Source organism: Rhodococcus sp. A14 (assembly GCF_011603105.1).
Classification (GTDB): Bacteria; Actinomycetota; Actinomycetes; order Mycobacteriales; family Mycobacteriaceae; genus Rhodococcus_F; species Rhodococcus_F opacus.
In genome coordinates, this window is the sequence record NZ_JAAOQS010000064.1 from 1 (window position 1) to 18152 (window position 18152).

Here is an 18152-nt window from a genome sequence, read left to right on the forward strand (position 1 = left end):
CCCCCGCCCACAGTGACCCGAGCAAGTTCGGCCGCGTGGACGACGACGGCACCGCCTGGGTGAAGACCGCGGACGGCGAACGGCAGATCGGGTCGTGGCAGGCCGGGGACGCGGCGGAAGGTCTGGCGCACTTCGGTCGGCGCTTCGACGATCTGGCAACGGAAGTGGCACTCCTCGAGGCCCGGCTCAGTTCCGGCGCGGGCGACGCGAAGAAGACCAAGGCGGCCGCGCTCGCACTCGCCGAATCCCTCCCGACCGCCGCGGTGATCGGTGACATCGATTCTCTCGCGGCGCGGCTCGACGTCATCATCGCCGGATCCGACGAGGCAGCGGCCCTCGCCAAGCACGAGAAGGAACTGTCGCGGCAGGCGCACACCGAACGCAAGGAAGCGCTGGCCGCGGAGGCGGAACAGATCGGTGCCGAATCCACGCAGTGGAAGGCCGCCGGCGACCGGCTGCGCGAGATCCTGGACGAGTGGAAGACCATCCGCGGTATCGACCGGAAGGTCGACGACGCCCTGTGGAAGCGGTATTCGAAGGCGCGGGAGGCGTTCAACCGGCGTCGCGGCGCCCATTTCGCCGAACTCGACCGCGAGCGCGCCGCCGCCAAGACCAAGAAGGAAGAGCTCGTCGAACGGGCCGAGGCACTGTCCGACTCCACCGACTGGGGTCCGACGGCCGGAGCGTTCCGTGATCTGCTCGCCGAGTGGAAGGCCGCGGGCCGCGCACCGCGGGAAGCCGACGACAACCTGTGGAGGCGGTTCAAGGGCGCTCAGGACGTGTTCTTCGCCGCCCGCAACGCCGCGTCCTCCGAACGCGACGCCGAGTTCGAGGAGAACGCGGTCGCCAAGGAAGAGTTGCTGAAGAACGCCGGCCACATCGATCCGGCCAAGGACATCGACGCGGCGAGGGCCGCGCTCCGCGACCTGCAGGAGAAGTGGGACGCCATCGGCAAGGTGCCCCGCGAGCGGATGCACGACCTCGAGGGCAAGCTGCGCGCCATCGAGAAGCGTGTTCGCGACGCCGCCGACGAGGAATGGCGCCGCACCGACCCGGAGGCCCTCGCCCGGGCCGCGCAGTTCCGGGAACGAGTCACGCAGTTCGAGGAGCAGGCCGCCAAGGCGACCGCCGCGGGCAAGACGAAGGACGCCGAGAGCGCCCTCGCGCAGGCCCAGCAGTGGCGCGAATGGGCCGAGGCGGCCGAGGGCGCCGTCAGCGGCCCGTAGGCACGATCAGCCGACGTTCCAGTCGCCGCGTCGCTCCGCTTCGGCGGCAGCGGCGCGGCGTTCTTCTTCGGCGGCCAGCTGCAGGGCGGTGCGGCTCCAGACCACCTTCAACCAGTGGAACGTGAGCACGATGACGGTGAGCCAGCCGATGATCAGACCGATCCCCGGTCCGGCCGCCTCGACGCCGGGCGCCGGGGTCTGCCGCGACCAGATGGCGAGCATGCCGAACACGATGGACACGGCGGTTCCGGCGAGGGCCACCCAGGCGAGCGCCCAGCGGCGGGTGACGAGCGCCAGCATCGACACGACGACCCCGAACACCACCTCGAACCACACGAACAGCCGCGACGGCAGCGCGATCGTCTCCGCGCGGGCGTCGTCCCCGTACACCAGCACCTCCCAGCCGTTGGCGATGCCGGAGTGCGGCAACGTCAGCGAACCGAGGAGTACGACCACCGCGACCGCGACGACGAGGGCACGCGCGCCGGGATCGATCTCGCCGGCCACCTTCTTCTCGGCGGCGTCGAAATCCTTCAGGTAACTCTCGATCGGCTCGCTCTCGGAACCCGAACCGTTGTCGCCGGTCCGGTTTCCGTCGTGCCGCTTGTCGTCGAACGGGGTGGTCATGCGTTGCATCCCATCTGGGCGGGTAGTGGTGCGGGCGCACCGATCTGCGGCAGTCCGAGTCCCACGCCGATCGGCGGGGTCTTCGGGGTGACGCCCTTCTCGAAGGAGTCGCCCGCGCGGGTGCGGCGGTGGGTCAGGACCGGGGTGTCGGCGACGAGGTGGTGGGGGGCGGCGGCACTGACGACGACGGTGACGACGTCGCCGGGCCGGACGTTCCCGTCGAGGTTGCCCGCGGGCCGGAAGTGGACGAGGCGGCCGTCGCGGGCGCGCCCGCTCATCCGGGCGGTCTCCGCGTTCTTGCGGCCCTCCCCGGCGGCGACGAGCAGTTCCACCTCGGCGCCGACGAGCTTCTGGTTCTCCTCGAGGGTGATCTGTTCCTGCAACGCGATGAGACGCTCGTACCGTTCCTGGACGACGGCCTTGGGCAGCTGCTCGTCCATCTCCGCTGCCGGGGTGCCCGGACGCTTGGAGTACTGGAAGGTGTAGGCGCTGGTGAAGCGTGCCTGCCGGACCACGTCGAGGGTGTCCTGGAAGTCTTCCTCGGTCTCACCCGGGAAGCCCACGATGATGTCGGTGGTGATGGCCGCGTGCGGCATCGCGGTGCGGACCTTGTCGATGATCCCCAGGAACCGCGACTTCCGGTAGGAGCGGCGCATCGCCTTCAGCACGCGGTCCGATCCGGACTGCAGCGGCATGTGCAGCTGGGGACACACGTTGGGGGTCTCGGCCATCGCCTCGATGACGTCGTCGGTGAATTCGGCCGGGTGCGGAGACGTGAACCGCACCCGCTCGAGCCCGTCGATCTCTCCGCACGCGCGCAGCAGCGCGGCGAACGCGCCGCGGTCGCGGGGCTGGTCGGGATCGGCGAAGGACACGCCGTACGCGTTGACGTTCTGCCCGAGCAGGGTGACCTCGACGACGCCCTCGTTCACCAGTGCCTGCACCTCGGCCAGGATGTCGCCGGGGCGCCGGTCGACCTCCTTGCCGCGCAGCGCGGGCACGATGCAGAACGTGCAGGTGTTGTTGCATCCCACCGAGATGGACACCCAGCCCGCGTATGCCGACTCCCGCTTGGCGGGCAGCGTCGACGGGAACGCCTCCAACGCGTCGAGGATCTCGACCTCGGCCCGCTGGTTGTGGCGGGCCCGGTCCAGCAATGCCGGGAGCGAACCGATGTTGTGGGTGCCGAACACGACGTCCACCCACGGCGCCTTCTTCACGACGACGTCGCGGTCCTTCTGCGCCAGGCACCCGCCGACCGCGATCTGCATGTCGGGGTTCTGTTCCTTCGCAGGCGCGAGGTGGCTCAGGTTGCCGTACAACTTGTTGTCGGCGTTCTCCCGCACCGCGCAGGTGTTGAAGACGACGAGGTCGGGCGCCTGCCCCGCGGCCGCCTTCGTGTAGCCGGCGTCCTCGAGGAGCCCCGACAGCCGCTCGGAGTCGTGCACGTTCATCTGGCAGCCGTACGTGCGCACCTCGTAGCTGCGGGGAGGGGTCTGGTCGATCGTGTCCACGTATGCCAGGGTACGGCCCGCGCCAGATCGCCTCGTCGCGGCCGGTGTGCGCCCGGACACACGCTCGAAGCCGGACAGTAAAGTTTCCGTGACATCCCGAGGATTCTCGGAGCAAATGGCAGGTGCTCCCGCTCCCAACACATAGGGTCATCGACTATGACGCAAGCCGACGACGCGACGCCGACACCCTCCACGGGCGCGGCCCCGTCCATGATCTCGATGAAATCGGTGAACAAACACTTCGGCGCCCTCCACGTCCTCCGGGAGATCGACCTCGAAGTCCCTCGCGGACAGGTCGTGATCGTCCTCGGACCGTCCGGCTCGGGTAAGTCGACGCTGTGCCGCACCATCAACCGCCTCGAGCCCATCGACTCCGGTGAGATCGCGGTGGACGGGAAGGTACTACCGGCCGAGGGCAAGGCCCTGGCGGCGCTGCGCGCCGACGTGGGCATGGTGTTCCAGTCGTTCAACCTGTTCGCCCACAAGACGATCCTCGAGAACGTGATGCTCGCACCGGTCAAGGTGCGGAAGAAGAGCAGCGCCGACGCGAAGGCGAGGGCCTACGAGCTTCTCGAGCGGGTCGGCATCGCCAACCAGGCGGACAAGTACCCGGCGCAGTTGTCGGGCGGTCAGCAGCAGCGAGTCGCAATCGCACGCGCACTCGCCATGAACCCCAAGGTCATGCTGTTCGACGAGCCGACGTCCGCACTCGACCCGGAAATGGTCAACGAGGTTCTGGACGTCATGACCTCACTCGCCAAGGACGGCATGACCATGCTCGTGGTGACCCACGAGATGGGCTTCGCCCGCAAGGTCGGCCACCGTGTTCTCTTCATGGCCGACGGCCAGATCGTCGAGGACGCCGAGCCCACCACGTTCTTCACCGCTCCCAAATCCGAGCGCGCGAAGGACTTTCTCGGCAAGATTCTCAGCCACTGACCCGAAGGAGCGCCGCTGCGGTGCTCTCTCGGTCGACCGTGCTCCACACGCAACACCCGTCATTTCAATTGGAGGAACTCGATGAGGATCAATCGCTCGATTCGCGTGGGAATCGGCGTCATGGCGCTCGCCGTCGTCGCATCTGCCTGTGGCGGAGGTGAAGAGAAGAGCGCATCCCAGAGCGCGTCGGAGGGCAAGCTCACGGTCGGAATCAAGTACGACCAGCCCGGCCTCGGATTGCGCAACCCCGACGGTTCCTTCAGCGGCTTCGACGTCGAGGTGGCCGAATACGTGGCCGGCAAGCTGGGTGTCGCGCCCGAGAACATCGAGTTCAAGGAGTCCCCGTCGGCTCAGCGCGAGACGTTGATCCAGAACGGTGAGGTCGACTACATCGTCGCCACCTACTCGATCACCGACGCCCGCAAGGAGAAGGTCGACTTCGCCGGGCCGTACTTCATCGCCGGACAGTCGCTCCTGGTGAAGTCCGACAACACCGACATCACCGGCCCCGATTCGCTCAACGGCGGAAAGAAGCTGTGCTCCGTCACCGGGTCCACCCCGGCGCAGAAGGTCAAGGACACGTACGCGCAGGACGTGCAGCTGCAGGAATTCGACACGTACTCGGCGTGCGTCGAGGCACTGCGTAACGGTGCGGTGGACGCCGTCACCACCGACGACATCATCCTCGCCGGCTACGCGGCGCAGTACCCCGGCGAGCTGAAGGTGGTCGGCGCGCCGTTCACCGAAGAGCGCTACGGCATCGGCCTGGCCAAGGGCGACGACGAGACCCGCGCCAAGATCAACGACGCCATCGACGCCATGATCGCGGACGGCTCGTGGGAGCGCGCGTTCAACGAGACCGTCGGCGCGTCGGGTTACCCGATCCCCGCCCCGCCGACCGTCGATCGGTACTGAGCTACTCACTCATCCGGGTCGGACGACTCCCCATTCGCGGAATCGTCCGGCCCGGTTCGACACCAACCACCGGTCACCTGGGGAGACGGTAAGTGGACCTACTGAGCAAATACAGCGATCAGCTGATCGACGCATTCTGGACGACGGTGCAACTCACCGCGTTCTCGGCTGTCGGTGCTCTGATACTCGGCACCATCCTCGCGGCGATGCGGGTGTCACCGATCCCGGTCGCGCGTGGCGTCGGCACGGCGTACGTGACGATCTTCCGCAACACTCCCCTGACGCTCATCATCATCTTCTGCTCCTTCGGGCTCTTCCAGACGATGGGCGTCAAGCTCGCCCCCGAGCAGTCGCCGACGTTCTTCGAGGAGAACAACTTCCGGCTCGCCGTGCTCGGCCTCAGCGTCTACACCGCAGCGTTCGTCTGCGAGTCGCTGCGGTCCGGTATCAACACGGTGCACGTCGGACAGGCGGAGGCGGGCCGGTCGCTCGGCCTCACGTTCTCCCAGAATCTGCGGTTGATCGTGCTGCCGCAGGCTTTCCGCGCGGTCACCGCCCCACTCGGTAGTGTGCTGATCGCCTTGACCAAGAACACGACGATCGCCTCGGTGATCGGCGTGGCGGAGGCGTCGCTCCTGATGAAGGAAATGATCGAGAACGAGGCCGCCATCTTCGTCGTCGGTGGCATCTTCGCGCTCGGCTTCGTGATCCTGACCCTGCCGATGGGGCTTCTCTTCGGATACCTGAGTAAGCGATTCGAGGTTGCACGATGAGCAATGCCGCCACCGTCCTCTACGACGCACCGGGTCCGAAGGCGAAGAACATCTATCGCCTGATCTCGGTCGTGGTCGCTGTCGCGCTACTGGGAATCGGCTACCTCGTCTACGCCGCGCTCGACGACAAAGGTCAGCTGACGGCGGCGAAATGGGATCCGTTCCTCGAATCGACGTCGTGGACGACATATCTGATCCCCGGTATCCGCGGCACCCTCGTGGCAGCCGCCGTATCGATCCTGTTCGCGTTGATCCTCGGCGCGATCCTCGGCATCGGACGCCTGTCGAACCACCGGCCGGTGCGATGGGTCGCCGGCGGGATCGTCGAATTGTTCCGCGCCATCCCGGTACTGATCCTGATGATCTTCTCGTACCAGCTGTTCGCCGAGTACGAGGTCTTCAAATCGAAATACCTTGCGCTCGCCGCGGTCATCGTGGGCCTCACGCTGTACAACGGCTCGGTGATCGCCGAAATCGTCAGGGCAGGCATCAATTCGCTCCCCAAGGGGCAAAGCGAGGCCGCCATGGCGCTGGGTATGCGCAAGGGCCAGGTCATGGGCACCATCCTGCTTCCGCAGGCCGTCACGGCGATGCTCCCGGCGATCATCTCTCAGATGGTGGTGGCCTTGAAGGACTCCGCGCTCGGTTACCTCATCGGCTACGTCGAAGTGGTGCGGTCCGGTCAGCAGCTCGGTGCGTTCTACGGCAACTACCTTCCCGCCCTGATCGTGGTGGCGATCATCATGATCGTCCTCAATTACACGCTCACCGTGGTGGCGACCAAGGTGGAGAAGCGACTCCGGGCCAGCCGCAAGGGCGGAGGCCCCAAGGGGGCCGTTCCCGAGCTTCCGGCGGTGTCGGTTCCGGGTATGGACATCACCGACAAGCGGTTGTGATGTGACATTCGCCCCGAAATAGCACTGCGGTCGGACGGGAACTCTGTTCCGTCCGACCGCAGTGGTGTCGTCTCGTCGGTGTTGTCGACGTCTCGTCAGTGTTGTCGTCGTCTCGTCAGGTCTCGTCGAACAGGCCGTCGGTTTCCGCACCCGCGCGATCGAGTTGTTCCTTGACCACCTCGAACGCCATGCCCTGGGGGAATCCGCGGCGCGCGAGCATCGACACCAGTCGGCGGACCGCCCGGTCCCGATCGTCCGCGGACACCGTCCGCAGTTTCTTCTCGACCAGTTCGGTGGCTCGCGCTCGTTCGTCTTCGCTGTCGATCTGAGCGAGCGCCTCGGTGGCGTCTTCCTGACCGATGCCCTTGCGGCGCAGTTCCAGTGCGAGCGCACGTTTCCCCTTGCCGGAGTACGTGTGCCGCGAATGCACCCATTGCTGGGCGAAGTCGGCGTCGTTGACGAGTCCGACCTCGGTGAGGCGATCCAGCACACGCTCAGCGATCTCGGGCGAGTAGCCCTTCTTCGCCAGACGCTCGGCCAATTCCGCTCGGCTCCGGGCACGGTCCGTCAAGAGACGCAGGCACAAATCCTTGGCCTGCGTCTCCGTCCCACCTTCGCCCGTCGGACGCACGGCGGCGCCCTAGAATTCGACCGGGGCGGCGTCATCCGTAGCAGCAGTGACGTCGGCGCCGATTCCGAGCTTTTCCTTGATCTTCTTCTCGATCTCGTCCCGGATGTCGGTGTTCTCCAACAGGAACTTGCGGGCGTTTTCCTTGCCCTGTCCCAGCTGGTCGCCTTCGTAGGTGTACCAGGAACCCGACTTACGGATGAACCCGTGCTCGACACCCATGTCGATCAGCGAGCCTTCCTTGCTGATTCCCAGGCCGTAGAGAATGTCGAACTCTGCCTGCTTGAACGGCGGCGCAACCTTGTTCTTGACCACCTTGACGCGGGTACGGTTACCCACCGCGTCGGTGCCGTCCTTCAGGGTCTCGATCCGCCTCACGTCGAGGCGCACCGACGAGTAGAACTTCAATGCCTTACCACCGGTGGTGGTTTCGGGGGAACCGAACATGACGCCGATCTTCTCGCGCAGCTGGTTGATGAAGATCGCGGTGGTGCCGGAATTGCTGAGCGCACCGGTCATCTTACGGAGCGCCTGGCTCATCAGACGCGCCTGCAGACCCACGTGGCTGTCGCCCATCTCACCCTCGATCTCGGCGCGCGGGACCAGAGCAGCCACGGAGTCGACCACGAGGATGTCGAGGGCGCCGGAGCGGATCAGCATGTCTGCGATCTCCAGCGCCTGCTCACCGGTGTCGGGCTGCGACACCAGCAGCGCGTCGGTGTCGACGCCGAGCTTCTGGGCGTAGTCGGGGTCGAGCGCGTGCTCGGCGTCGATGAACGCGGCGATGCCGCCGGCCGCCTGGGCGTTGGCGACCGCGTGCAGAGCCACGGTGGTCTTACCCGAGGACTCCGGGCCGTAGATCTCGACGACACGGCCGCGGGGCAGCCCGCCGATGCCGAGGGCGACGTCCAGCGCGATGGAGCCGGTCGGGATGACGGCGATGGGCTGACGGACACCTTCGCCCAGGCGCATCACCGAGCCCTTGCCGAAGTTCTTGTCGATCTGCGCCAGCGCGAGGTCGAGCGCCTTGTCTCGATCGTGTGCCTGTGGTGCCATCGTCGTCCCCATTCCTCGAGTCTCATCAGTGATCTGCGGTCAGGTTAGATCCAGGTACCGACAAGAACCGTGACCACCGAACATCCCCAGCGTAGGGGAACGTGTGTTCGATATCTGCGGTCGGTCCGTTCGACACGCCGGATTTCTACCGGCGCTGCGGCGGGACGTCGAACTCGACGCAGAGTTCACGCCACACCTCGCGGGGTTCCCGGCCGTCCTCGATGGCTTCGGCGGCGGTCTTGCCCCCGAGACTGAGCAGCACGTGGTCGACGAGCAGCGCGTCGCCGCGCATCTGCCCGAACTCTTCGCGGACGAGTTGGTGAAATTCGGTCAGTCGCACACGTCCACGCTAGCCGAACCGCGTGCCGGGCCCTCACCGCAGCGCGGCGCGGCACACCTCCACCGCATCGGTGACATCCGCGATGCTCCGCGCGGCCCGCTGCGCGGCGTCCGCGTGGGCACCGTTCGAGAGCACCTGTTCGACTGCCGCGCGGAGGGCTTCCGCGCTCGGGGGACGCACCACGACGGCGCTCCCCTGCCGCGCGGCCCGGTTCGCGAGTTCCCACTGATCGCCGCCGCCGGGAACCACCACCGCCGGAACCCCTGCGAGCAGGGCCTTGGCCAGCATTCCGTGTCCGCCGCCGCAGACGACGGCCGAGGCCTCGCGCAGCATCGCGTCCTGACGGCCGAGACCAGCTCGCGCCCAGGGCGGAACCGTGGCCGGCGATCCGTCGAGTATCGACGCGATCACACGAACACCTGCCCCGTCGAGCCCCGCGAGCGTCGTCTCGAGCATGCCCTCGGCGCCGGTGAATGCAGTCGACGGAGCCACCATGACCAGAGGATCGGCGCCGTCCGGCGGTTCGAGCACCTCGTTCGTCGGTTCCCACAGCAGCGGCCCGACCACGTGCGCCTCGGCGGGCCAGTCCGGTCGTGGCACCTCGAGCGCGGGGAGTGTCGCGATCAGCCGCCGAACGGGCCCCGGGTCCTTCGCAGGCAGTCCGACGCCGACCCGGGCCTCGGAGCGTTGCCGCTCACCCTGCCGGATCGACCGCGCCGTCGCGGTACGCATGAGCGTGTCGCGGAGCCTGCCCCGAATTCCCACACCCGGGGCCAAACCGCTTCCGATGGGCGGCAACCCCTTGGACGCGGCGTAGAGCGGGTGCGGGGACAGCTCGACCCACGGGATCCCCAGCCGCTCCGCGGCCATGCCCCCGCCGGCGGTGAGGATGTCCGAGACGACGAGGTCGGGTCCCATCGCGCGCAGGTCGGGGAGCAACTCGGTGGAGATGTGCGCGGCGCGGGCGTGAATGCGCGCGCCCGCATCGAGGTCGTCGTCCGTCGGGCGGGGCGCGAGACCTTTCAGCAACTCGGCAGGCACACCGGCCGCCCGTGCGGGCTCGACCCACCGTGTACCTGTGAACAGGACCGGATCGTCTCCGGCCTCGATGAAGGCGAGGCACAACGCAAGGGCAGGGAAGGCATGTCCGGGATCAGGCCCGGCGACCACGGCGACTCGCACGAACCACAGAGTGTCACACGGTCGGCGTCACCGTTTCTCGAACACGGCTTCGGCGGCGGCGAGGGACCGCGCACGGTCGGCGGGGACGAGTCCGATCCGGGTGCGCCGGTCGAGTAGGTCGTCGACGTCGAGTGCCCCCTCGTGAGTCACCGCGAACTCGAGCTCGGCGCGGCTCACGTCCACACCCTCGGCGATCGGCGCCAGCAGTTCGGGGTCGGCGGCGGCGATCAGCGCCGCCTCCGTTCCGTAGCGGGCGAGCAGCGCCGGCGGGGCCGAGACCTTCCGCAGCGCTTCGGGTGTCGCGGCACCGACGAGCGGCAGGGCCCGCGTCCGGCACGGGCCCGCGTCGAGTCCTGCCACCTCGACCGCGGCGTCGACGGCGTCCTCCGCCATCTTGCGATAGGTGGTGAGCTTGCCGCCGACCACGCTGACGAGACCCGTGTCCGAACGCAGGATGGCGTGATTGCGCGAGAGGTCCGCGGTGGATCCGTCCCCGGTGTCGAGCAGAGGTCGCAGCCCGGCGAAGGTCCCGACAACGTCCGAGCGCTGCAACGGAACCTCGAGCGCGGTGTTGACCGTGTCGAGAAGGAAGTCGATCTCCTGCTCCGACGCCACCGGGACGTCCGGAACGGGTCCCGGCGCCGCCTCGTCGGTCAAGCCGAGGTACACGCGGCCGAGCTGTGCGGGCAGCGCGAAGACGAAGCGATTGGTCTCACCGGGGATCGGAACCGTGAGCGCCGCGGTCGGGTTCCCGAGCCGCTCGGCCGGGAGCACCAGATGTGTGCCGCGACTGGGCCGCAGCGTGATCCCGGGATCGATCTCACCCGACCACACGCCCGCCGCGTTGACCACGGCGCGCGCCGTGATCGGCAGTTCCGAGCCGGTCAGCTCGTCGCGCAGGGTCGCGGACGTCCCGGTCACGTCGTACGCGCCCGTCCGGGTGAGCACCTTCGCACCGTGGAGCGCGGCGGTGCGCGCGAGGGACACCACGAGTCTGGCGTCGTCGATGAGCTGGCCGTCGAATGCCATCAGGCCGCCGCGCAGGCCTTCCCGCCGCACCGCGGGGGCGAGTTCGACTACCCGGTCGGCCCGGACCGACCGGGATCGAGGCAGGACCGACGACGGCGTGCGAGCACTTGCACGCAGCAGATCACCTGCCAGGAAGCCCGTGCGGACGAGGGACTTGCCGAACAGCGTCGTCGAATCGAGAACGGGCACGAGCTGCGGGAGCGCCCGGACGAGGTGGGGGGCGGTGCGGGTCATGAGGATTCCGCGTTCGACCGCGCTCTCGCGGGCGATGCCGACGTTGCCCGATGCCAGATACCGCAGCCCGCCGTGGGCGAGTTTCGAACTCCACCGGCTGGTCCCGAACGCGAGATCCCGCTTCTCCACGAGCACGACGTCGAGGCCGCGTGACGCCGCGTCGAGCGCGACGCCGACACCGGTCACTCCGCCGCCGATCACCAGCACGTCGACGACTGCACCGTCCGACAGCCGGTCGAGTTCGCGCGCCCTTCGCGCGGCGTTCAGAGCCGACGAGCGGCTCACGGGCGGCGTGTTCGGGTGGTTCACCGGTCTCCTCGTTCTGTCGGGTGGTTGCCGGCGGCGTCCGGTGCCAGGTAGGCGCCGACAGCGTGCCGGAGTTGCTCCGTCAGGGCGTCGCCGGGAAGTTCCTCGACCACCATCACGGCCGACTGGACCGCGGACTGCGCGATGAGCAGGACCATCGTGGCGATCTGACGGCTGTCCCCGGCGCGGATCGAGCCTTGGTCCTGACCCGTCGACACCGCGAACGCAACCTGGTCGATGATCGCCCGCTGGCTCGTGCCCAGCCGCTCGAGGATGTAGGTGGTGAACAGTTCCTGATCCGAACGCAGGATCTTCACGAACAGCGGATGGTCGCGCACCTCGGTGGACACGTGGACCACGGCGTCGACCAGCTGGCGGTGGACCGATTCCTCGGCGGAGAATTCGGGCATCACGGCAGCGATCTCGCGGGTCATGAGATCGGCGACGACGGCCCTGGTGTCGGACCAGCGCCGGTAGACGGTCGGCCTGCTGACGCCTGCGCGCCGGGCGACCTCCGCCAGTGTGGTGCGGCGCAGTCCGAAATCGAGGATGCACGAGCGTGCGGCGTCGAGAATGGAGTCCTCGACGCTCGCTGAGGTGTCGTCACGCGACGGAGAATTACGGATAGACATTGTGTGTAACACCGTAACGCATGAATCCCCTGCCGGCACCGAACCGGTACTCGAAGCACATCGCCAGGCGCACGATGCCCGCCCCACTCCCCCGACCTCGGGGATGTGAGCAGCGCAGACGCGATCAGAGGGCGAGTCGACAGCAAGATTCCGCGCGTCGGAGAAAAGCAGAGGGCAACCACTCAATTATTCGGATAATTTTTGTATTCCGTCCGGGTCGGATTCTTTTCCATCAGACCGGAGCGTCGCCACGTTCGTTCTCGGTCGCGACCTCAGCCGAAGAAGTAGAGCTCGAATCCCACCGCGCGTTCGGCGTCGAATCCCGGTTGCGGCCCGGTCACCATCTCGACCTGGGCCCTCGCCTGCTGCCCCACCGGGACGTCGCTGAGCGCTTCGAGATAGCGGGTGTGCTCGGCCAGCGAGAGCACCGCCCGATCCACGGTGTGGGTGACATCCACCGCGTGGGTGGGGGTCATCGTGTTGACGGCGACCCAGCGGACACCGCGCCACGGCGGTAGCCCCGACTCCCCCAGCTCGGGAAAGATCCATTCGTTCGCGGCGTCCGCGGTGGCGTCGAGAACGGAACGGCCGAGTGCGCGGTGGTCCGCGCTGTTCAGCTGGCCGGGCCCCCACGTGTCCGCGAAGTTCGCCGTCACCACGAGATCCGGGCGATGACGACGGATCGCCGTCGCAAGGTCGCGGCGGAGCGCGAGACTCTCCACGAGAGTGCCGTCGGGGTACCCGAGGAACTCGACGTCGGTCACTCCCACCATGGCTGCGGAACGCCGCTCCTCCGCCTCCCGGAGCGGGCCCGACTCCGCGGGGTGCAGGCCCGCGATCCCCGCTTCCCCGCTGGTGGCGAGCACGTAGCGGATGTCCTTGCCCTGCTCGGTCCAGCGCGCCACGGCCGCCGCTGCGCCGTATTCGATGTCGTCGGGGTGCGCGACGACGACGAGCCCACGATGCCAGTCCTCGGGTACCGGTTCCATGGGTAGAGCATGCCTGTCAGCTCCGCGTGATGTCCGATTTCTCGCCGGATCCGGACATCGCCTTGATCAACAGGTACACGCCGAACACCACGGCGCTGACCACGAGAATCCAGAACAGACCCTTGACGAGGGCACCGACGACCGCCAATGCGATCCAGATCGCCGCGACCGCCAGAACAATCTTCCAGAACATGATTTCCTCCACTCACGTCTCCCCGATCGATTTCTGCGCCCGACATCTGGTCGACCCCACTTATCGGGTTCGCACACCAGCGTGGCACGGCGGAGCGGGTAAATCACCAGGTCAGCGTAAAGATCAGGGAAAGATCAGGGTTCTCCCCCACACGATGTACCGAAAGTCACCGGACCGGTCGATCGACGACATCAGCGGTAGCGGCGAACGATGTCGTCGATCTCACCGAGAGCCGCCGCGAGGCCGGCGAGCTTTTCCGTCGCAGACACCAGTTCTGCACGTTCGTACGCCAGTTCGCCGACGGCACTCGTGGTTCCGGGAACGGCGACCTCGGCGGCAGCGGCCACCAGTTCTTCGAACTGGTCGACGCCGTCGTCTAGTTGCGCGGCTGCGGAGGTGATCGCCCGGTGGAGCGGTGCGGCCGCGGCACGGCTGCCCTGGGCGGCGTCCTCCATGGACGTGATGTCGAGGGCGACCGCCTGCAGGGCGGCTGCCGCGGAGCGGGCCGTGGCGTGGGTGTCCTCGATGTCCTCACCGCTGATCGTCCCGGACCGGGACAGCACACCGAGGATGCCGTGCAGTGCGCGCTCGCTGTGCACGAGTCGTTCCATCGGCTCGCGGGCGGCCGAGGACGGCGCCGGAAGGACCCGGCGGGCAGGCAGGCCCGGTGGCAACGTCACGGCGTCGAGCTTGCGGTATCGGCTGACGGCCAGCACGGCGGGGACCGCGAACACGACGGCGCCGCCGCCGGCCATCAGCATCGACCACTCCGGCGCGGCCATCAGAGCGAGACCGGCGGCACCGGTGGCAGAGGACCCGGACACGATGCCGTAACGCTTCGCGCGACGCCTGGCCCGCCGCTTTTTCCGCAGCAGACGTTCCCGGGGGTCGCGCCACTTCTGTGCTGCGTCCGCGACGGACTCACCGGCGTCACGCAGCGCGCCCTGGATCCCGGCGAGTCCGGACACGACAGTGGCCGACCGGACTGCGCGTCCAGGTCGGCCACGTCGGGTGGAACTCATGCGAATACTGTTCGGCTACTACGCAGTGCCGGCCTGGCCCGCTGCCGGCGGCTGCTTGTCGAGGTTCGGGTTTGCTGCCGGGGTCGCGGGCGCGTTGGCGGCACCGCCGGACGGCAGGGCGTCGCCCTTCATCGAGGCCCGGATCTGCTCGAGCCTGCTGTGTCCGGCCATCTGGATGCTCGCCTGCTGCACCTCCATCATGCGGCCCGACACCGAGTTCTGTGCCAGCTCGGCGGAACCGAGGGCGTCGGCGTAGCGGCGCTCGATCTTGTCGCGCACGGCATCGAGACTGGGCGTGTTGCCGGGAGCCGAGAGGGTGCTGTCCATGGAGCGCAGCGACTCGCTGACCCGTTCCTGCATCTTGGCCTGCTCGAGCTGGCTGAGCAGCTTGGTGCGCTCCGCGACCTTGGACTGCAGAGCCATCGCGTTCTGCTCCACGGCCTTCTTCGCCTGTGCGGCCGCCTGCAGCGACTGGTCGTGCAGCGCCTTGAGGTCTTCGACGCCCTGCTCGGCGGTGACGAGCTGCGCGGCGAACGCCTCGGCGGCGTTGGTGTACTGGATAGCCTTCTCGGTGTCGCCCGCGGCCTGGGCCTGGTCGGCCAGGTTGACGGCCTGACGGGCGTTGGCGTTGAGCTTCTCCACCTCGTCGAGCTGCCGGCTGAGCTTCATCTCGAGCTGGCGCTGGTTGCCGATGACCGACGCGGCCTGCTGCGACAGAGCCTGGTGCTGGCGCTGCGCATCCTCGATCGCCTGCTGAATCTGAACCTTGGGGTCAGCCTTCTCATCGATCTTGGAATTGAAGAGCGCCATCAGGTACTTCCATCCCTTGACGAAAGGATTAGCCATGGGTTTGATCCTGCCTCCATCTGTTGCGCCGCGCGATGCGCGACCCGATACGCGACCGTCACGCACCGGAACAAGGGCTGCGCCCCGACTGCCTGTCTGCCCCGCCGACAACGAGACCGGCGGTTAACTGAAATCTATCGGTTCGGCACGGGTGTTGCTACGCGGCAGCCAGCGCCTGCGCGGGTGCAGGGATGACCACCCGGGTGTCGCGAGCGATGGTCGTCGAACCCGGTCGTGCGCTCGCGGCGGGAGCCTCGGCGGGCGCGGATTCGACGGCGTGCCGGTCGGTGTCCGCACGCTTGGCCGAAGAACCGTCGGACAGCGATTCGCTGACGTCGACGAGCACATCGGAGAGTGGGACCTCCAGCGCGTCGCAGATCGCCGCCAGGAGCTCACTCGAGGCTTCCTTGCGCCCTCGTTCGACCTCGGACAAGTATCCGAGGCTCACACGAGCACTGTTGGAGACCTCACGCAGGGTCCGGCTCTGCGAAACGCGCGTACGCCGAAGACTGTCACCGATTGCCTCACGCAATAGCAGCGCCATCTCGCTCCTCCTTCATCCGTCACCTGTCTCGCCTATCTCAACGCGCGAACAGGACCGATTGGTTCCCGACCTTAGCCTGCGGATGTTTCCTGCACACGATCGAGGAGTCCCGACACGGCGGCGGAAACCGCAGATTTACGGATCTGCCACCGGTCCCCGGTCAATCCGAGCTCGCGGACGGCCGTTCCGGATGCCCCGGAAATGCTCAGGAACACGGTGCCGACCGGGTGTCCGTCCTGCATGTCGGGGCCGGCGACACCGGTCAGTCCGACGCCCCAGTCGGCGCCGCAGCGGGCGCGGGCCCCGTCCGCGAGTGCGCGTGCCGTGGATGCCGCCACGGGCCCGTCCGCGGCCAGTCGGGTGGGATCGACCCCGGCGAGGGTGGCCTTCAGGTCGGTGGCGTAGACGACGAGCCCGCCGCGGAGCACGTTGCTGGCGCCGGGCACTCCGGCGATGGTCGCGGTGAGCAGTCCCGCGGTGAGCGATTCCGCGGTGGCCACCGTCTCGCCGCGGTCGGTGAGCACGGCAACCAGGTCACCGGCCCGCGTGCCGTCCACCAGTGGGTCAGTCATGCCCCGGTGCCCGCGTTCGCCTCGACCTTGTGCACGCCGGCTCGCAGGCGGACCGCCTGCACGACGTAGTCCAGCCCGGTCACCACCGTCAGCAGCACGGCGGCGCCCATCAGAATCCAGCCGGCGACCTCGAACCCGTCGGGCAGCGGCAGCAGGTAGTAGCCGATCGCGATCGTCTGCACGAGAGTCTTGAGCTTGCCGCCCCGGCCCGCGGGAATGACGGCGTGTCGCAGGACCGCAAATCGGAGCAGCGTGATGCCCAGCTCCCGGACCGCGATCACCACCGTCACCCACCAGGGCAGGTCTCCGAGGATCGACAGCCCCACGAGGGCCGCTCCGATCAGCGCCTTGTCCGCGATGGGATCGGCGAGTTTGCCGAAATCGGTGACGAGGCCGTACTTGCGGGCGAGTTGCCCGTCGATCCGGTCGGTGATGGCCGCGACGGCGAACACGCCGGTGGCGATCAGGCGCCACGTCGTCGAGTGTCCGTCGCCGACGAACAGCACGACCAGGAAGACCGGAACCAGCAGGATCCGGAGAATCGTCAGGATGTTCGCGATGTTCAGAAGAGGTACGGCCGTCTCACTCGCAGGCTCCACCGACGGGTCCGGGGCCGCCGGTTGGCCGGCGGCCGTCCAATCCTCGCGCTGCGTGCTCATCGGAGCACCGCAGCGGAGAACTGCACCCCGGGACGCAGCGGGGAGTGGGGAGGAATCGTAGGTCGTACCGGCACGTGCCTAAGAATATCGGTACGGCCGTTGGCTAATGTTCACGACATGACTTCTCGGACGCCGGACACCGCCGACAATCAGCTGATCGTGCGGCGAGCACGAACCTCCGACGTTCCCGAGATCAAGCGCCTGATCGACATCTACTCCGGCAAGATCCTGCTCGAGAAGAACCTCGTGACCCTGTACGAATCCGTCCAGGAGTTCTGGGTGGCCGAACGCGACGGCAACGTGATCGGTTGTGGCGCAATGCACGTGCTCTGGGCCGACCTCGGCGAGGTACGCACGATCGCGGTCGATCCGTCGGCCAAGGGCCAGGGTGCGGGACACCACGTGGTGGCCAAGTTGATCGAGGTCGCGCGGGAACTCGAACTCGAGCGTCTCTTCGTTCTCACGTTCGAGGTCGACTTCTTCGGCAAGCACGGATTCGTCGAAATCGACGGCACACCCGTGACCGCCGAGGTCTACGCCGAGATGTGCCGCTCGTACGACACCGGTGTCGCCGAATTCCTCGATCTGAGCTACGTCAAGCCGAACACCCTCGGCAATACCCGAATGCTTCTCACCCTCTGAAATCCCAGTGCGTGAGACAGAAGTGCCCTGATCCCATTTTTGTTCGACGAACCCGTCCCGAGAGAGCGAGAACATGTCCCTGTTCGTAGTGGAGTACACGTATTCGGCCGACACCGTCGCAGGACGCGACGAGCATCGCCCCGCCCACCGCGAGTGGCTCGGTGAGCTCGCCGAGCGGAAGACCGTCGTGTCGTCCGGCCCGTTCGCCGACGGCAGCGGCGCATTCATCATCGTCGACGCCGCCGACGCGGAGACCGTGGAACTGCTCTTCACCCACGACCCGTTCGCCCGCAACGGACTCGTGGCGGCCTCGCGGATCGTGGAATGGGTTCCGGTACTCGGCGAATTCAGTTCCTGACTCGCCGAGCACCGGACACCCTCGAGCACG

22 protein-coding genes are annotated in these 18152 nt (G+C 67.6%); 7 read left to right on the plus strand and 15 right to left on the minus strand.

The features are described from left to right. Window positions 1–1226, plus strand: a 1226-nt coding sequence (locus G9373_RS27900) for a DUF349 domain-containing protein (protein WP_167117831.1), incomplete at its 5' end; no start/stop codon positions are given. A gap of 6 nt (window positions 1227–1232) precedes the next feature. Here G9373_RS27900 and G9373_RS27905 read toward each other — a convergent pair. After that, complete coding sequence (locus G9373_RS27905; RefSeq protein WP_005261140.1) at window positions 1233–1853, minus strand: hypothetical protein; 621 nt, start codon at window positions 1851–1853, stop codon at window positions 1233–1235. Beyond that, the gene (miaB, locus tag G9373_RS27910; protein WP_065490614.1) at window positions 1850–3367 is read right to left on the minus strand and encodes a tRNA (N6-isopentenyl adenosine(37)-C2)-methylthiotransferase MiaB; all 1518 of its coding nucleotides are present in this window, start codon (window positions 3365–3367) and stop codon (window positions 1850–1852) included. The genes G9373_RS27905 and miaB overlap by 4 nt, the downstream gene beginning before the upstream one ends. A 210-nt stretch (window positions 3368–3577) precedes the next feature. Between miaB and G9373_RS27915 the strand changes: the two genes are divergently transcribed. The 4 genes from G9373_RS27915 to G9373_RS27930 all read left to right on the plus strand — a co-directional run bounded on the left by G9373_RS27915 (window position 3578) and on the right by G9373_RS27930 (window position 6890). After that, window positions 3578–4306: an amino acid ABC transporter ATP-binding protein gene (locus G9373_RS27915; RefSeq protein ID WP_005261142.1), complete on the plus strand. Its 729-nt coding sequence runs from the start codon at window positions 3578–3580 to the stop codon at window positions 4304–4306. Between the two features lie 81 nt (window positions 4307–4387). Continuing rightward, window positions 4388–5221, plus strand: a complete 834-nt coding sequence (locus G9373_RS27920; RefSeq protein ID WP_005240753.1) for a glutamate ABC transporter substrate-binding protein — start codon at window positions 4388–4390, stop codon at window positions 5219–5221. Window positions 5222–5313: 92 nt separating this feature from the next. Continuing rightward, complete coding sequence (locus G9373_RS27925) at window positions 5314–5994, plus strand: amino acid ABC transporter permease (protein WP_005261143.1); 681 nt, start codon at window positions 5314–5316, stop codon at window positions 5992–5994. Beyond that, a complete protein-coding gene (locus G9373_RS27930; protein WP_005261144.1) occupies window positions 5991–6890 on the plus strand; it encodes an amino acid ABC transporter permease in 900 nt (299 codons plus the stop codon). Before G9373_RS27925 ends, G9373_RS27930 begins: the two co-directional genes overlap by 4 nt. Before the next feature lie 115 nt (window positions 6891–7005). On the opposite strand, the gene recX is transcribed toward G9373_RS27930, so the two are convergent. The 13 genes from recX to pgsA all read right to left on the minus strand — a co-directional run bounded on the left by recX (window position 7006) and on the right by pgsA (window position 17122). Then, a complete protein-coding gene (gene recX / locus G9373_RS27935) occupies window positions 7006–7521 on the minus strand; it encodes a recombination regulator RecX (protein WP_005563806.1) in 516 nt (171 codons plus the stop codon). Window positions 7522–7530: 9 nt separating this feature from the next. After that, window positions 7531–8574 carry a recombinase RecA gene (recA, locus tag G9373_RS27940; RefSeq protein ID WP_005240749.1) on the minus strand — a complete coding sequence of 348 codons (1044 nt, stop codon included), beginning with the start codon at window positions 8572–8574 and terminating at the stop codon, window positions 7531–7533. A gap of 145 nt (window positions 8575–8719) precedes the next feature. Beyond that, window positions 8720–8914 (minus strand): DUF3046 domain-containing protein, encoded by a 195-nt coding sequence (locus tag G9373_RS27945; protein ID WP_005240748.1) that lies wholly within the window; start codon window positions 8912–8914, stop codon window positions 8720–8722. A 33-nt stretch (window positions 8915–8947) separates the two neighbouring features. After that, window positions 8948–10096 (minus strand): nucleotide disphospho-sugar-binding domain-containing protein, encoded by a 1149-nt coding sequence (locus tag G9373_RS27950; protein WP_133986571.1) that lies wholly within the window; start codon window positions 10094–10096, stop codon window positions 8948–8950. A gap of 27 nt (window positions 10097–10123) precedes the next feature. Beyond that, the gene (locus G9373_RS27955; protein ID WP_133986570.1) at window positions 10124–11668 is read right to left on the minus strand and encodes a glycerol-3-phosphate dehydrogenase/oxidase; all 1545 of its coding nucleotides are present in this window, start codon (window positions 11666–11668) and stop codon (window positions 10124–10126) included. After that, window positions 11665–12297 carry a TetR/AcrR family transcriptional regulator gene (locus tag G9373_RS27960; protein ID WP_133986569.1) on the minus strand — a complete coding sequence of 211 codons (633 nt, stop codon included), beginning with the start codon at window positions 12295–12297 and terminating at the stop codon, window positions 11665–11667. The genes G9373_RS27955 and G9373_RS27960 overlap by 4 nt, the downstream gene beginning before the upstream one ends. Before the next feature lie 272 nt (window positions 12298–12569). Continuing rightward, entirely contained in the window at window positions 12570–13286 is a 717-nt protein-coding gene (locus G9373_RS27965; RefSeq protein ID WP_005563810.1) for a PIG-L deacetylase family protein, read from the minus strand. A 16-nt stretch (window positions 13287–13302) separates the two neighbouring features. Next, the gene (locus tag G9373_RS27970; protein WP_007296377.1) at window positions 13303–13479 is read right to left on the minus strand and encodes a hypothetical protein; all 177 of its coding nucleotides are present in this window, start codon (window positions 13477–13479) and stop codon (window positions 13303–13305) included. 191 nt (window positions 13480–13670) lie between these two features. Continuing rightward, a complete protein-coding gene (locus G9373_RS27975; protein ID WP_206032698.1) occupies window positions 13671–14501 on the minus strand; it encodes a hypothetical protein in 831 nt (276 codons plus the stop codon). A gap of 18 nt (window positions 14502–14519) precedes the next feature. Beyond that, window positions 14520–15347 carry a PspA/IM30 family protein gene (locus G9373_RS27980; protein ID WP_005563813.1) on the minus strand — a complete coding sequence of 276 codons (828 nt, stop codon included), beginning with the start codon at window positions 15345–15347 and terminating at the stop codon, window positions 14520–14522. A gap of 157 nt (window positions 15348–15504) precedes the next feature. Beyond that, complete coding sequence (locus G9373_RS27985) at window positions 15505–15891, minus strand: helix-turn-helix transcriptional regulator (protein ID WP_007296380.1); 387 nt, start codon at window positions 15889–15891, stop codon at window positions 15505–15507. Between the two features lie 71 nt (window positions 15892–15962). Then, window positions 15963–16463, minus strand: a complete 501-nt coding sequence (locus G9373_RS27990; protein WP_005261153.1) for a CinA family protein — start codon at window positions 16461–16463, stop codon at window positions 15963–15965. Next, entirely contained in the window at window positions 16460–17122 is a 663-nt protein-coding gene (gene pgsA, locus G9373_RS27995; RefSeq protein ID WP_005561141.1) for a CDP-diacylglycerol--glycerol-3-phosphate 3-phosphatidyltransferase, read from the minus strand. Before pgsA ends, G9373_RS27990 begins: the two co-directional genes overlap by 4 nt. A gap of 117 nt (window positions 17123–17239) precedes the next feature. Between pgsA and G9373_RS28000 the strand changes: the two genes are divergently transcribed. Beyond that, window positions 17240–17764: an amino-acid N-acetyltransferase gene (locus G9373_RS28000; RefSeq protein WP_005240737.1), complete on the plus strand. Its 525-nt coding sequence runs from the start codon at window positions 17240–17242 to the stop codon at window positions 17762–17764. Between the two features lie 73 nt (window positions 17765–17837). Next, window positions 17838–18122, plus strand: coding sequence for a YciI family protein (locus G9373_RS28005; protein ID WP_005240736.1), 285 nt, complete (start codon window positions 17838–17840; stop codon window positions 18120–18122). Window positions 18123–18152: the final 30 nt, after the last annotated feature.

Bases quoted from the DNA above. Each gene is read 5' to 3' on its own strand.
- G9373_RS27960 (WP_133986569.1), bottom strand. From the start codon at position 12,297: ATGTCTATCCGTAATTCTCCGTCGCGTGACGACACCTCAGCGAGCGTC.
- G9373_RS27985 (WP_007296380.1), bottom strand. From the start codon at position 15,891: ATGGCGCTGCTATTGCGTGAGGCAATCGGTGACAGTCTTCGGCGTACG.
- G9373_RS27990 (WP_005261153.1), bottom strand. From the start codon at position 16,463: ATGACTGACCCACTGGTGGACGGCACGCGGGCCGGTGACCTGGTTGCC.
- G9373_RS27930 (WP_005261144.1), top strand. From the start codon at position 5,991: ATGAGCAATGCCGCCACCGTCCTCTACGACGCACCGGGTCCGAAGGCG.
- G9373_RS27965 (WP_005563810.1), bottom strand. From the start codon at position 13,286: ATGGAACCGGTACCCGAGGACTGGCATCGTGGGCTCGTCGTCGTCGCG.
- G9373_RS27920 (WP_005240753.1), top strand. From the start codon at position 4,388: ATGAGGATCAATCGCTCGATTCGCGTGGGAATCGGCGTCATGGCGCTC.
- G9373_RS27975 (WP_206032698.1), bottom strand. From the start codon at position 14,501: ATGAGTTCCACCCGACGTGGCCGACCTGGACGCGCAGTCCGGTCGGCC.
- recA (WP_005240749.1), bottom strand. From the start codon at position 8,574: ATGGCACCACAGGCACACGATCGAGACAAGGCGCTCGACCTCGCGCTG.
- G9373_RS27980 (WP_005563813.1), bottom strand. From the start codon at position 15,347: ATGGCTAATCCTTTCGTCAAGGGATGGAAGTACCTGATGGCGCTCTTC.
- G9373_RS27970 (WP_007296377.1), bottom strand. From the start codon at position 13,479: ATGTTCTGGAAGATTGTTCTGGCGGTCGCGGCGATCTGGATCGCATTG.
- G9373_RS28005 (WP_005240736.1), top strand. From the start codon at position 17,838: ATGTCCCTGTTCGTAGTGGAGTACACGTATTCGGCCGACACCGTCGCA.
- pgsA (WP_005561141.1), bottom strand. From the start codon at position 17,122: ATGAGCACGCAGCGCGAGGATTGGACGGCCGCCGGCCAACCGGCGGCC.
- G9373_RS28000 (WP_005240737.1), top strand. From the start codon at position 17,240: ATGACTTCTCGGACGCCGGACACCGCCGACAATCAGCTGATCGTGCGG.
- G9373_RS27915 (WP_005261142.1), top strand. From the start codon at position 3,578: ATGATCTCGATGAAATCGGTGAACAAACACTTCGGCGCCCTCCACGTC.
- G9373_RS27905 (WP_005261140.1), bottom strand. From the start codon at position 1,853: ATGACCACCCCGTTCGACGACAAGCGGCACGACGGAAACCGGACCGGC.